Below are 14033 nucleotides of genomic sequence, written 5' to 3'. Positions count from 1 at the left end.
GCTCACGCCCCCGGTAGCACGTCCTCCAGGTGCGCAGCCAGATGCTCGGCGACGTCGATGGCGTTCCGGTCGTACAGCCACTGGTATTGCAGGCCGTCCCACAGTGCGACCAGCCAGATCGCCTCGTGCTCCGGGTCGCGATGCGCGGGCAGCGCGCCCTCGGCCTGCGCGGCGCGGAACAGCTCGGCGAACTGGTCGATCGTGCGCGTGAACCGATCGCGGAAGTACTCGTGCGCCGGATGGGATGCCGGCACGGCTTCGCACGACAGCACGGCATACACCTCGATCAGGCCCGGCGCCGTCTTCGCGTTGTCGGCGGCGCCTTCCGGCATCGCCCGCAGCTCCGCCGCCGCGGTGGCCGCCGGCGCATAGGAAGGGCGCGACTGGATCGTCCGGTCGCGTTCGGCGAGCACGGCCCCGAGCAGCGCCTCTTTCGTCGGATAGTGGTGCATGAGCGACGACTTGGAGACGCCGACCTTCTCCGCGATCTCACGCAGGCTCGTGTCGCCGTAGCCCTCGGCTGCGAACAGCGCCATCGCATCCGTGACGATCTTGGCGCGCTTGATGCGACCGGACGCGTATCCGGATTCGTCCTCCGCCGGGAAGAACGCCGCAAGCGGACGGAACGCCGTCTCGGCGCCGGGCGGCGATTCCTCGGGTGAGCGCCAGCCCACCGGCAGCGCCCACATCGCCTCGCGCTCCTCGAGCATCGACACGACGTCGACGCGCTCGGGCAGATACTGCTCGAGCAGCTGCAATCCATCCCAGGCCGCCGTCATCCGCACGGCTTCGCCCAACGGGTCCCGATCGTCGGAGACGGTGCCCTGCAGCACGGCATCCTCCATCGCCTCGCCGGTCATCGCGGTGATGCGGGCGTAGCGCTCGCGCATGGCGTCGTGTGCGGGATGCGACGGTGTCGACGCCTCGCCCATCAGCGCGGCATACAGGGCGAGGTACCCGCGCGTGCGCTCATTGCGCTTGGCGATCTCGATGAACGGAAGCGCGCCCGACTCTCCGGCGGCGACGACCTCCTCGTACACCTCGGCGTTCGCGTCCTCCAGACTCTCGACCACCGTGGCGAGGAGCTCATCCTTGGTCGCGAAATGCTTGAGCAGCCCTGGATGACTGACGCCGGCGGTCACGGCGATGCCGCGCAGCGATGTCGAGCGGTAGCCGTAGGCGATGAACATCTCGCGTGCGGCGTGAATGATGCGTGCGCGCGTCTGCTCGGTGCTCGCCTTGCGAGCCCGTGGTACGGCAACGATCATCCGGTCCTCCTCCGTCATCCTACCGACCTCGAGTTACCACGCAGACGTATTTGAGTTACCACTCGGTCGGGTTTGGTGTATTCTTCTGAATGCAGCCGCGTCGCAGAGGACAAGCGGCACACCCGAGAGGACCCATTCCCATGACAGAGATGTCATCCGCCGCGAACGTCGCGGCCGTCGGCACGACCGGATTCAAGGCGCCGGGAACCACCCCGCAGAAGACCCCGCGCGGCTATACGCCCGCACTCGCCGGCGTGAACTTCGGTGTGTACCTGTCCCTGCTGACGCCGGTCATGGTCGCCATGGCATTCAAGATCCAGCATCTGGATGCCGCGAACGCCGACGCCAATCTCGGACTCGTCCTCGGCGTCGGCGCCTTCTTCGCCCTGATCTGCAACCCGCTCGTCGGCAGGCTCTCCGACCGCACGACGTCGCGGTGGGGCATGCGCCGCCCGTGGATCCTCGGCGGCGCGATCGTCGGGCTCGGCGGCTTCGCGATCATCGGCGCGGCGACGTCGGTCTGGGTGGTCCTGCTGGCCTGGTGCCTCGTGCAGGGCTCCATGAACGCCGTCCTGGCAGCAGCGAACGCGACCATCCCCGACCAGTCGCCGGTCGCCAGCCGCGGCAAGGTCTCCGGTGTCGTCGGCATCGCGACCCCCCTCGGCATCCTCGCCGGCAGCTTCATCGTCAACTTCCTGCCCGGTGACTTCGAGCGGTTCGTCGTGCCGGGGGCGATCGCCACCGTCCTGGCCGTGGCCTTCGTGCTGGTCCTGAAGGACCGCCGACTGGAGCACAAGCCCGCCGAGAAGTTCACGATCGGGATGTTCTTCGGCTCGTTCATCTTCAACCCGCGCAAGAACCCCGACTTCGGCTGGACCTGGCTCACCAAGTTCTTCGTCATGTTCGGCTACGCCGGCATCGCGACCTACCTGCCGTACTTCCTGCAGGCCAAGTTCGCGCTGGGGGAGCAGGAGGCGGTCACGACGATCCTGTTCGCGAACATCGCCTCCACGCTCGCCATGGTGTTCTCCTCGCCCATCGCCGGCATCCTGTCGGACAAGTTCGGCAAGCGCCGTCCGTTCGTCGCCATCGCCGGCGTCGTGATGGTGTTCGGCCTCGTGCTGCTGGCGATCGCGCCGAGCATCGCCGTCGTGATCGTCGCCCAGGCCATCATCGGCTTCGGCGCCGGATCGTTCCTCTCGGTGGACCTCGCCCTGGCGACCCAGGTGCTGCCGAACCCCGAGGACACAGCCAAGGACCTGGGCGTCCTGAACATGGCGAATGCGCTGCCGCAGTCGATCGCTCCCGCGATCGCACCCACGATCATCGCGATCGGTGCTGCGACGCCGCTCGGCGGCTACACCACCTGGTACCTCTTCGGCGCTCTCGTCGCGCTGGCCGGTGCCGTGCTCGTCTACCGGATCAAGGGAGTCAAGTGATGACGGATGTGATGAACCAGCAGAGCCAGGCGGATGCTGTGAACGACCGCCCCTGGCTGGATGCCTCGCTCGCGGTGGACGACCGCGTTCAGCTGCTGCTGGATGCGATGACGGTCGAGGAGAAAGCGGGCCTGTTCTTCCACACCATGATCGCGATCGCCGACGTCGATGAGGCGAACCCCGCGTTCGGCCTGCCGTCGGCACGGGAGTTCGTCGAGGCGCGCCACATGACGCACTTCAACCTGCTCGGCGCGGCGCCCACCGGGCGCGAGATCGCCGCGTGGCAGAACGAGATCCAGCGCCTCGCGGCATCCACTCGCCTCGGCATCCCTGTGACGCTGTCGACCGATCCGCGGCACTCGTTCAGCGACAACCCCGGTGCCGCGATCACGGCGGGTCCGTTCTCGCAGTGGCCGGAGACCCTCGGTCTCGCGGCGATCCGCGACGAGGCGCTCGTCGAGCGCTTCGGCGACATCGCGCGTCAGGAGTACACCGCGGTCGGGCTGCGCGTCGCGCTGCACCCGCAGGTCGATCTCGCCACCGAGCCTCGCTGGGCACGGCAGACCGCGACGTTCGGCGAAGACGCGGAGCTGGCGGGGCGCCTCGGCGCCGCGTACATCCGCGGCTTCCAGGGCGAATCGTTCGGCCCTGGTTCGGTGTCGACCATGACGAAGCACTTCCCCGGCGGCGGCCCGCAGCAGGACGGCGAGGACCCGCACTTCGCGTACGGCCGCGAGCAGATCTATCCCGGCGGGCAGTTCGAGCTGCACCTGAAGCCGTTCGAGGCGGCCTTCGAGGCCGGCACGCGGCAGATCATGCCGTACTACGGGATGCCGGTGGGCACCGACTACGAGGAGGTCGGATTCGGGTTCAACAAGTCCGTCATCACGGGGCTGCTGCGCGAGCGCTTCGGATTCGACGGTCTGGTCTGCACCGACTGGGGCCTGATCACCGATGCCGAGATCTTCGGCGACCACCACCCGGCGCGCGCGTGGGGCGTGGAGGAGCTGTCTCCGAAGGAGCGCGTCGCCAAGGTACTGGATGCCGGAGCCGACCAGTTCGGGGGCGAGGCCTGCCCGGAGCTGCTGCTCGAGCTCGTCGCTGACGGCACGATCGCCGAGGAGCGCCTGGATGCCTCGGCGCGCCGGATCCTGCGCGAGAAGTTCGAGCTCGGACTGTTCGAGAACCCGTTCGTGGACGAGGACGCCGCGGACGGCATCGTGGGCCGTGCCGACTTCCGTGCCGCGGGGGAGGCGGCTCAGCGCGCCTCGGTCACGGTGCTGACGAACGAGGGGGTGCTTCCGTTCGCCCGCGGCGTGAAGCTCTACGTGGAAGGAATCGCGCTGGACGTCGCGGCATCCTTCGGCGAGGTCGTGCAGACTCCGGCCCAAGCCGACATCGCCGTGCTGCGGCTGCAGGCTCCGTACGAGCAGCGGGCGACGGCGTTCGAGAACTTCTTCCACGCAGGGTCGCTCGCCTTCGCCGCTGACGTGATCGAACACGTGCGGTCGGTCGCGGCATCCGTGCCGACGGTCGTCGACGTACTGGTCGACCGCCCGGCGATCCTGACCGAGATCGCGGATGCCGCGGCATCCGTGACGGTGAACTGGGGCGCGTCGGCCGAGGCTCTGCTGGATGTGCTCACGGGTGCGGCGGCGCCGGAGGGGCGCCTGCCCTTCGACCTGCCGCGGTCGATGGCAGCCGTCGAGGCCTCGCGGCCCGACGTCCCGTTCGACACGGCCGACCCCCTGTTCCGCTTCGGGCACGGTCTCGAGCTGAGCTGCGTCGAAGGCGGCGCAGCGGAATGAGGCGTCCGTAACAATTCGGCACGTCCCAGAGGGCGCATCCGCGGGTTTCCGTGGGTGCGCCCTCGTCGTTCCTGCCGCGGAGAAGTGTTTTCTGTGTGTTCGCTGGACAGTGGGCCGGTATACCGCAATACTGACCGGTACACGAGCTCTGTCGACGAGGGGTCGACGCCTGGGGAGGGTCTTGTGGCGCGGCATCGTCCGCATCACGGGAGGGCACTGAATGAATAGCAAGGGGATAGCTCTGCGCAAGCGCAGAGTCGCGGGAGGGCTTGCCGGCATCACAGCCGCGGCAGTCGTCCTTGGAGGCGGATTGGCGCCCATGGCGGCCCATGCGCTTCCGACCGATGATTCCGAGTCGTTGGGGCAGGTGATCCGCACCGAGCTTCTGGGCGGGGACATCCTCGACGTCTCCCAGGCGATCAGCGGCAATCCGAGCGACGTGGGCCCGGAGGTGACCCCGCTCGACGTCAGCCTTCTGGGTGCGCTGACCGTCGATCTCGGAGGTGGCCTTCAGCTGCCCCTGATCTCGGGGCCGGGTGGCGCAGGTCTTCTCGACCTGGGCGACTTCGGCACGCTGAGCTCGTTCGCCGCATCGCCGGCCGCCACCTCTTCGACCGCGAGCTCGGGTGCCATCGGCGCCGACGGAGCGATCGCGATCGACCCGGACAACCCGGCCGCGTTCGAGAACGCGACCGTGAACCTCACCGACCTGCTCGCGCAGCTCGGAATCGACGGCATCACGGACCAGGTCGTCGACAACCTCGGTCTCGAGGTCGGCGCGCTGGCGTCGACCGCAACGGGCACCGGCACCACCGACGTGGCCTACGACTCGGAGTACGTCCTCACGGATCTCGGGCTCGAGGTCTCGAGCCCGCTCGTCGCAGGCTTGGAGACGACCGTCACCGGCGCCGTCCAGGGCGTGGGTGCAACCATCGACGCCGCACTGGCGAGTGACGGCGTCGTCGGCGCCCTGCTGGGCAACCTCGATCTCGACCTGAGCGTCCTCGGCATCGGCGTCGCCGTGTCCACGGGCACGATCGGCGTCAACGGCCTCGACGCCGCCCTGACCGGTCTGGCGAACACGCTCATCACGGAGCCGCTCGTCGACCCGAACGGCATCGTCTCGATCAGTCTCGCTGACGGCACGGTGGCGATCGACCTCGCGCAGGTCGCGGGAGCGGACGGTCTGAACGGTCTCGATCCGAACACGCTGCTCCTCGATGACGCCACGATCAGCGCCATCACCACGGCGGTCTCCGAAGCGCTCGGAACGCTGAGCACCAAGGCGACTGCCGCCGTGACGACGCTCCTCAACAGCACGTCGGTGACGCTGACCCTGGATGCCGAGCTGTCAGCACTTCTGACCTCGGTGGATGCGGTCATCACCGTCGACGCGACCCTGGGCCAGCTCGCAGGAACCGACCCCACTCCGCCGACGGTCGACCTCGACGCCGACGCAGGTCTGCTGGATGTGCTGCTCGGTCTGGTCGGACTGTCGCTGGCAGACCTTCTCGACGGGCTGGTCGAGCCGCTCGCGCTCGCACTCGTCGATGTACTGGGTACCGCTGTATCGGGAGTGATCACGGGAGTCGGGCCGGCACTGGCCGACACGCTGACCGACCTGGTCGACCCGGTGCTCGCCGGCCTCGACCCGCTGCTCGGCGCTCTGAACCAGATCGTGGAGATCACGATCAACGAGCAGGAGCAGCCTGGTGTTCTGGGCGCGGAGTCGTTCACGGTGAACGCGCTCAGCCTGGAGCTGCTGCCCGGCCTCGGTGCACTGAACCTCGACCTCGGTTCTTCGACGGTGCGCGCGTCTGCTGCTGCGGTTGCAACCATCGATGCGGCCTCGACGGTCCCGCCCGGCGGCAACCTCGCCGTCACCGGTGCCGACTGGCCCGCCAGCACTACGGTCACGCTGCAGTTGACGGACCCGACCGGTGCGCCGGTCGGCGAACCGATCACGGTCGACACCGACGCGAACGGTGCGTTCACCACGACGTACCCCGTTCCGGCCGATACCGAGCCGGGCACCGGCTTCACCATCACCGGCACCGCCGGCGATGTGACGGCAGAGGACACGGTCGAGGTCACGGCCGCCGATCCGGGCGATGTGAACACCAACGCGGCGGCTTCGGCATCCGCGTCGGCGGACGCGACGGCCGACGGCGACCCGTCCGCACAGGCGGCGGCTGAGGCCGCGGCACTGGCTGACGCGACCTCAGCGGCGACGGCGGCGGCGAACGCAGACGCGACCGCGGCTGCAGAAGCAGCGGCGACCACCGACGCTTCGACGGCCGCTTCGGCGGACTCGACGACGGACGTGAACGCTCAGGCTGCGGTTGCTGCTCAGGCCGCGGCGCAGGCGGATGCCTCTGACGACGTCGCGGCTGCGGCAACGGCTCTGGCCGAAGCGAACTCGTCGGTTGCGGCTCAGGCTGCAGCCACGGCTGATTCCTCGACCGACGCCTCCTCCGAGGCTTCGACGAACGCGAACGCGGCCGCTTCGGCATCCGCTTCTGCGAACGCCGACGCCACGACGGATGCTGTTGCAGAGGTTGCGGCGCAGGCGGCGGCGTACGCCGACGCCACGGCGGAGGCAACGGCAGCAGCGGACTCCACGGCTCAGGCCGCGGCTTCTGCGGCAGCCACGGCGACGTCCTCCGCGACGGCGACGTCCGACGCCACGTCGGCGGCGAATGCGAACGCCGCGGTGGCAGCTCAGGCTGCCGCTCTGGCCGACGCCTCGTCCGACACGGCTGCAGAAGGCTCCGCTGCGGTGAACGGCAACGCATCCTCGGCGGCTGAGGCCGCGGCGATCGCCAACTCGTCCACCGATGCATCGGTGGCTGCCACGGCAGACGCCGACGCGGACGCCGATCCGGCGGCTGCGGCTGAGGTCAACACCAACGCCACGGCTTCGGCTGCGGCATCTGCTCAGGCGGACGCCGACAACGACGCCGCCGCACAGGCTGCTGCGGTTGCGGCCGCTCTGGCCGACGCCTCCACGGCTGCCGATGCTGCTGCGACGCCCGACGCGGAGGCCGCTGCGGCATCCGCTGCGACGGCGACCGCGACCAGCGCTGCTTCGGCTGACGCGACCACCGACGCCAACGCTTCGGCGGCTGTCGCCGCTCAGGCCGCGGCTCAGGCGGACAACTCGGCGAGCACGACCGCTGACGCCACCGCTGCTGCGGAGGCCGACACGGCTGCCGCTGCTGCGGTCGCTGCGACGGCCACCTCGTCGAACGACGCGTCGGCAACGGCTGCGGCTGACGCCGTCGGCTCGACGACCGCGACGGCGACTGCGGACGCTGACGCCGATCCGGCTGCTGCGGCTGAGGTCAACACCAACGCCACGGCGTCGGCTGCGGCTTCGGCTCAGGCGGATGCCGACAACGCCGCCGCCGCGCAGGCTGCTGCGGTTGCGGCTGCTCTGGCTGACGCATCCACGGCTGCGGATGCTGCGGCGGACCCGAACGCGGAAGCAGCTGCCGCTGCCGCTGCGACGGCCGACGTCACGGCTGATGCCTCGGTCGACGCGACCTCCGAAGCCAACGCTGCGGCGGCTGTCGCCGCTCAGGCCTCGGCCCAGGCGGACAACTCGGCGAGTGCGGCTGCGGACACCTCGGCGGCTGCAACGGCTGACGCGGATGCGGCAGCAGCAGCTTCGGCGGCTTCCACGGCGAACTCGTCGGCGGCGGCTTCGGCCAACGCTGCGGCGGACTCCACGGCGACGGCGGATGCCACTTCGGCTGCTGCGGCCACCTCCACGGCGACGGCTTCGGCCAGCGCCTCGGCGGACGCCGACCCTGCGGGTCAGCTCGGCATCACGGTGAAGGTTCCCAAGCTCGAGCGCGGAGACCAGCAGACCGCCATCGGCACCGGCTTCCAGCCGGGCGAGGTCGTCACCGGTGTGATGACATCCGCACCTGCCGCGCTGGGGACTCAGGTCGCCGACGCAGAGGGTACGGTGACCTTCACCTGGACGATCCCGGCCGGCACCGACCTGGGCACGCACACCGTGACCCTGACGGGCGCCGAGTCCGGCAGCGTCGCGGGTACCTTCGAGGTCGTCGCCGATGGTCTGGCCACGACCGGATCGGACGTCCCGTTCGGCTGGATCGCGCTGGGAGTCCTGCTCCTCATGCTCGGTCTCGGCACGGCACTGGTCGCCCGGTCTCGGCGAGCGGTCGCTGCGGCAGAGTAAGAGCACGACACACTGTCAAGGTCGGGGTCGTCCTGTGGACGGCCCCGACCTTCAGTGGTGAAATGGATGAGGCATGAGCACGAAGATCGATGAGCCAACCGATGCGCGGGAAGCGCAGGTGACGGCGGACGCCATCGCGGCGCAAGCGTCGCGCCCGCGCCCGACATGGTGGGTGAGGCTGATCGCCTTCGCCGCGTGCCTGCTGACGCTGTGGCATATCTTCGCCTCGTTCCTGTGGATAGCGCCCTACTCTGCGTTGCGCGAGATCCCCTCCCAGGCAGTGCTCTCCGGTTACATGCTCCCGCTCTTCGGGCAGTCGTGGAGCGTGTTCGCACCGGAGCCGATCAACGGCGACTACCACTTCAACGTGCGCGCCGTGATCGAGAAGGACGGCGAGGAGATCGAGACCGGCTGGGTGAGCGCGACGGATGTCGAGTTGTCGATGATCCGCTACAACCTCTTCCCCCCGCGCGCCGGCATCCAGTCCAGCGAGGTCGCCAGCGGACAGATGAACGCCTACAACAAGCTCGACGAGAAGCAGCAGGCCGTCGCCGCCCTCGACTTCGCCGCCGAGGACTGGGAGGAGTGGATGGCGCGCTCCTTCGAGGAACTCGATGAAGGCGCATCGACCGAGGCCTACATGCGCGAGGAGCATCTCGCGACCGCCTATGCGACGCAGGTCGCCTACGCGATCTGGGGCGACGACGTCGTGCGCGTGCAGTACCGCGTCAGCCGCCAGAACGTCGTCCCCTACGCAGAGCGCAATGATGCGGGCGCGCAACGGCCGGATCCGACCTTCTCGACCACCGGATGGCGAGGTCCGGTCGAGGAAGAGGGGCAGAGCCGGGACGACTTCGGCGATGTCTTCCGCCACCAGTTCGAGAGCACGCAGAAATGAGCGCGTCCATGCCCACTCGTGTGCTGACGTTCGCCGGGTCGATGATCTCGGGGTTCTGGGCGATGGTGATCACCGCCATCGACCGGATCTCCGCATTCGTGGATGATTGGCTCTTCAACGGCAAGAAGGCGCTGTACGGCCTCGCGGTGACCCGCATCCTGTTCGGCATCACTGCGCTCGGGCTGCTGATTTCCAACTTCAGCACGCGGCTGTACACGTTCGGCCCCGGTTCGGCCTGGAACGGCGAGCTCGCCCAGCCGGTCAGCGACTTCCCGAAGATCTGGGTCTTCAGCGCTTTCCACGCCGCGATGGGCAACGCCGCGCTGTACACGGTCCTCTACCTGCTGCTGGTCGGTCTCGCGGTGCTGTTCACGATCGGCTGGCGCTTCCGCATCGTGCTGCCGCTGTTCTTCTGCATGTGGGTCGGCTTCATCGAGGCCAACGACATGGTCGGCGACCAGGGCGACAACATGTTCCGCATCGCGCTCGTGATGCTGTTCTTCGCCGATCCGGCCGCTCGGTGGTCGATCGACGCCCGACGGCGGGCGAAGAAGGGGGAGTGGTTCGCTCCGGGCAGTCAGCCGGCGCTGATCGGAACGATGCTGCACAACCTCGCTCTCGTGGCGCTCACGGCGCAGGTGTGCTTCGTCTACGCATCCGGCGCGCTCTACAAGGCCGGCGGAGACCCATGGGCGAAGGGTTGGGCCGTCTACGACCCGCTGCACACGGCGCGCTTCGGCACCTGGCCGGTGTTGAGCGATCTCGTGACGACATGGGGCCCGATGGTCGTCGCAGCCACGTGGGGATCGATCCTGCTGCAGGTGGCGTTCCCCCTCATGCTGCTGACCCGTCCGACCCGCCTGATCGGCCTCATCGGCATCCTGTCGTTCCACATCGGCATCGCTGTGCTCATGGGTCTGCCGTGGTTCTCGCTGACCATGATCGCGATCGACTCGATCTTCATCCGGGACCGCACCTGGAAGCGGCTGAGCACCGGCGTCGTCAGACGGTGGGAAGCCGCGAAGGCGGCTCCACCGCCGCAGGCTGCGCTGAGCTGACGGCCGCGGCGGTCAGTCGGGTGCGTACTCCTCCGTGTGCACATGCGCGGTGGCAGCATCGCGCAGCAGCTTGGACACCGGGCAGCGTGCATGCGCGGCATCCAGGATCTCCCGGCTCTCGCCCGGTGAGGCTCCCTCGACGGAGAGGTGGGCGTCGACGTGGAATTCGTATCCCGGCCCAGGGGTGACGGGGCGCAGCTCGACCTCGACGCGCACCGCCGTCCGGCGTGCGCCGGCGACGATGACCTGCGCCGTACCGTTCAGGCAGGTCGCCCACGCGAGAGCCAGCAGCTGTTCGGGGTTGGTGGCCGCGGCATCCGGATCGTTGCCGAGCGGTGAAGCGACGGAAACGGACAGGCCGCCGGGGACGGAGCTGACGCCGTCGGCGCCCGTGCGATTGACGGCTGCGGTCCGGTAGGTCGCGTGCATGAGTCCACCGTAAGCCCGTCGTGAGCAGGGCGAATGTGGGGAACGGACAATTCAGCGCGACCCCGCCCCCGGGAGCGTTTGGCGGATAGCCACACCGCGCTTTCCTCCCCGTTGGAGGAGTCCTACCATCGAAGCAATCCTGATTCCCTCTGAGAGGAACACCAATGGTCGACGCTGCCGTCCGCCCCCAGGCCACTGCCGCCGAGAGCACACCCCGCATCGACGTCGAGCGCGTGAACGACATGCTGCTCGGCACGTGGGCCGACGTGCGTCGCCAGGCGCGCGAGATGATCAAGGACTCGGCGTTCTGGCGCAACGACGAGCTGGGCAAGGACGAGCACCGCGAGCGCGTGCTCAGCCAGTTGCACCTGCTCGTCGAGAACCGTGCCGTCCACCGCGCGTTCCCTAAGCGCTTCGGCGGCGAGGAGAACAACGGCGCCAATATCGCCGGCTTCGAGGAGCTCGTCGCAGCCGACCCCAGCCTGCAGATCAAATCCGGCGTGCAGTGGGGGCTGTTCGGATCGGCGATCCTGCAGCTGGGCACCGCAGAGCACCACGAGAAGTGGCTCCCCGGCGTCATGGACCTCTCGATCCCCGGCGCATTCGCGATGACCGAGATCGGACACGGCTCGGACGTCGCCGCCGTCGGGACGACGGCGACGTACGACCCGGCGACCGAGGAGTTCGTGATCCACACGCCGTTCCGCGGAGCGACCAAGGAGTACCTCGGCAATGCGGCTCTGCACGGCATCGCTGCCACGGTGTTCGCTCAGCTCATCACCGACGGCGTGAACCACGGCGTGCACTGCTTCTATGTCCCGCTGCGCGGTGCGGACGGAGAAGACCTCCCAGGGATCGGCCGCGAGGACGACGGCCTCAAGGGCGGCCTGAACGGCATCGACAACGGGCGACTCAGCTTCGACCACGTGCGCGTGCCCCGCTCGAACCTCCTGAACAAGTACGGCGATGTCGCCGCTGACGGCACGTACACCAGCTCGATCGACAGCCCCGGTCGGCGCTTCTTCACGATGCTGGGCACGCTGGTCCAGGGGCGCGTGTCCCTCGACGGTGCGGCGTCGTGGGCATCCGCCCTGGCGCTGAAGATCGCGATCACGTACGCGACGCAGCGCCGCCAGTTCGACGGTGCCGACGGACACGAGGTCGTGCTGCTCGACTACGGCAAGCACCAGCGCCGCCTGCTTCCTCGGCTGGCGACCACATACGCGCAGATCTTCGCTCATGACGAGTTCCTGCAGAAGTTCGACGGCGTCTTCTCCGGTCGCACGGACACCCCGGACGACCGGGAGGATCTCGAGACCCTGGCGGCCGCGCTCAAGCCGCTGTCCACCTGGCATGCGCTGGACACCCTGCAGGAGGCCCGCGAGGCGTGCGGCGGTGCCGGGTTCATGTTCGAGAACCGCTTCGTCGGTCTCCGCGCCGATCTCGACATCTACGTCACCTTCGAGGGCGACAACAACGTGCTGCTCCAGCTCGTCGGCAAGCGACTGCTGACGGACTACGCCAAGCAGTTCCAGGGCAAGGATGCCGCGGCGCTGGCGAAGCTCGTCGCTTCGCAGACCGCGGGCAAGGTGTTCCACGGTGCAGGGCTCCGCCAGCTCGGCCAGGCCGTCGCCGACCTCGGCTCGACGGCGCGCTCCGTCGAGAACGGACTGCGCGAGGAGCAGCAGCACGAGCTGCTGGCCGATCGGGTGCAGCAGATGGTCGCCGATATCGCAGGACGCCTGCGCCCCGCCGGCAAGGACAAGGCGCTCGGCGAGAAGCTCTTCAACGAGAACCAGGCCGAGCTCATCGAGGCGGCGCGCGCGCACGGCGAACTGCTGCAGTGGGAGGCCTTCACCGACGCCGTGCGCGGCGTCGAGGACGCCGACACGAAGCAGGTGCTCACGTGGCTGCGTGATCTGTTCGGACTGCAGCTGATCGAGAAGCACCTCGCCTGGCATCTGATCAACGGTCGGCTGTCCACGCAGCGCGCCGCCGCGGTATCGAGCTACATCGATCGGCTGTGCCGCCGGCTTCGCCCGCACGCGCTGGATCTCGTCGACGCGTTCGGCTATGAGCCGGAGCACCTGCGCGCGCCGATCGCGAGCGGCATCGAGCAGCAGCGTCAGGATGAGGCACGCGCCTACTATGCCGAACTCGCGGCGTCGGGTGAGGCTCCCGTCTCGGAGAAGGCGCTGAAGGCGAAGAAGGCCTGACCGAGCGGTGTCGGAGGCGCGGCATACGCTGGCAGCATGACATCTCTCGCCACCGGTGCTGATGGTCGTGTCCGTTGCGCCTGGGTCGGAGCGGATGCCGAGTACGAGCGCTATCACGACGAAGAATGGGGCAGACCGCTGCACGGCGATCGCGCGCTGTTCGAGAAGATGTCGCTGGAGGGCTTCCAGGCCGGGCTCAGCTGGATCACGATCCTGCGCAAACGCCCACGGTTCCGAGAGGTTTTCGCAGGTTTCGATGCGGAGGCCGTCGCTCGCTTCACTCCGGACGACGTCGAGCGGCTGATGGGGGACGCCGGGATCATCCGCAACCGCGCGAAGATCCTCGCTACGATCGGCAACGCGGGCCTGGTCTCCGAGATGGCGGACGGCGAGCTCGACGAGCTGATGTGGTCCTTCGCGCCGGCCCCCGGCATCCGTCCGCGCAGCTTCGCCGATGTGCCGGCCGTGACGGCCGAGTCGACCGCCATGAGTAAAGAGCTGCGGAAGCGGGGGTTCCGCTTCGTCGGTGCCACGACCATGTATGCGCTGATGCAGTCCGCAGGCATGGTGGACGACCACGTCGAGGGGTGCTGGCGCGCCGACTGAGTCGAGCACGGGGAGTTCTCCCCATCGCGCGGCATCCAGGTGACGTGGTTAAGATGACGCGGGCACGCTGTGTGTTGCATGCGGCGCGCCCGCGTCCCGAT

General features: G+C 68.7%; 9 protein-coding genes. 7 read left to right on the top strand and 2 right to left on the bottom strand.

Going from position 1 to position 14033, the window contains the following annotated elements; translation table 11 throughout:
- Window positions 1-2: 2 nt before the first annotated feature.
- Window positions 3-1268: a TetR/AcrR family transcriptional regulator gene (locus ACI7YT_RS16725; RefSeq protein WP_406247096.1), complete on the bottom strand. Its 1266-nt coding sequence runs from the start codon at window positions 1266-1268 to the stop codon at window positions 3-5.
- 140 nt (window positions 1269-1408) lie between these two features.
- On the opposite strand from ACI7YT_RS16725, the gene ACI7YT_RS16720 reads away from it, so the two are divergent.
- The 5 genes from ACI7YT_RS16720 to ACI7YT_RS16700 all read left to right on the top strand — a co-directional run bounded on the left by ACI7YT_RS16720 (window position 1409) and on the right by ACI7YT_RS16700 (window position 10681).
- Window positions 1409-2707, top strand: a complete 1299-nt coding sequence (locus ACI7YT_RS16720; RefSeq protein WP_406247094.1) for an MFS transporter — start codon at window positions 1409-1411, stop codon at window positions 2705-2707.
- The gene (locus ACI7YT_RS16715; protein WP_406247092.1) at window positions 2707-4515 is read left to right on the top strand and encodes a glycoside hydrolase family 3 protein; all 1809 of its coding nucleotides are present in this window, start codon (window positions 2707-2709) and stop codon (window positions 4513-4515) included. Before ACI7YT_RS16720 ends, ACI7YT_RS16715 begins: the two co-directional genes overlap by 1 nt.
- 319 nt (window positions 4516-4834) lie before the next feature.
- Complete coding sequence (locus ACI7YT_RS16710) at window positions 4835-8725, top strand: choice-of-anchor G family protein (RefSeq protein WP_406247090.1); 3891 nt, start codon at window positions 4835-4837, stop codon at window positions 8723-8725.
- Between the two features lie 73 nt (window positions 8726-8798).
- On the top strand, window positions 8799-9623 hold the full coding sequence (locus tag ACI7YT_RS16705) for a DUF5819 family protein (RefSeq protein ID WP_406247088.1): 825 nt from the start codon (window positions 8799-8801) through the stop codon (window positions 9621-9623).
- A gap of 8 nt (window positions 9624-9631) precedes the next feature.
- Window positions 9632-10681 carry an HTTM domain-containing protein gene (locus tag ACI7YT_RS16700; RefSeq protein ID WP_406247086.1) on the top strand — a complete coding sequence of 350 codons (1050 nt, stop codon included), beginning with the start codon at window positions 9632-9634 and terminating at the stop codon, window positions 10679-10681.
- A 12-nt stretch (window positions 10682-10693) separates the two neighbouring features.
- On the opposite strand, the gene ACI7YT_RS16695 is transcribed toward ACI7YT_RS16700, so the two are convergent.
- The gene (locus tag ACI7YT_RS16695) at window positions 10694-11110 is read right to left on the bottom strand and encodes an OsmC family protein (RefSeq protein WP_406247085.1); all 417 of its coding nucleotides are present in this window, start codon (window positions 11108-11110) and stop codon (window positions 10694-10696) included.
- 164 nt (window positions 11111-11274) lie between these two features.
- Here ACI7YT_RS16695 and ACI7YT_RS16690 point away from each other — a divergent pair, with 164 nt between their 5' ends.
- Both ACI7YT_RS16690 and ACI7YT_RS16685 read left to right on the top strand, forming a co-directional pair.
- Window positions 11275-13326 carry an acyl-CoA dehydrogenase gene (locus ACI7YT_RS16690; protein ID WP_406247084.1) on the top strand — a complete coding sequence of 684 codons (2052 nt, stop codon included), beginning with the start codon at window positions 11275-11277 and terminating at the stop codon, window positions 13324-13326.
- 36 nt (window positions 13327-13362) lie between these two features.
- Window positions 13363-13932 (top strand): DNA-3-methyladenine glycosylase I, encoded by a 570-nt coding sequence (locus tag ACI7YT_RS16685; protein ID WP_406247083.1) that lies wholly within the window; start codon window positions 13363-13365, stop codon window positions 13930-13932.
- Window positions 13933-14033: the final 101 nt, after the last annotated feature.

The sequence above is a fragment of the Microbacterium sp. M genome, from assembly GCF_045181065.1.
Classification (GTDB): Bacteria; Actinomycetota; Actinomycetes; order Actinomycetales; family Microbacteriaceae; genus Microbacterium.
Note: the sequence above shows the minus strand (reverse complement) of the source record. Positions and strands in the feature narration are given on the sequence as shown.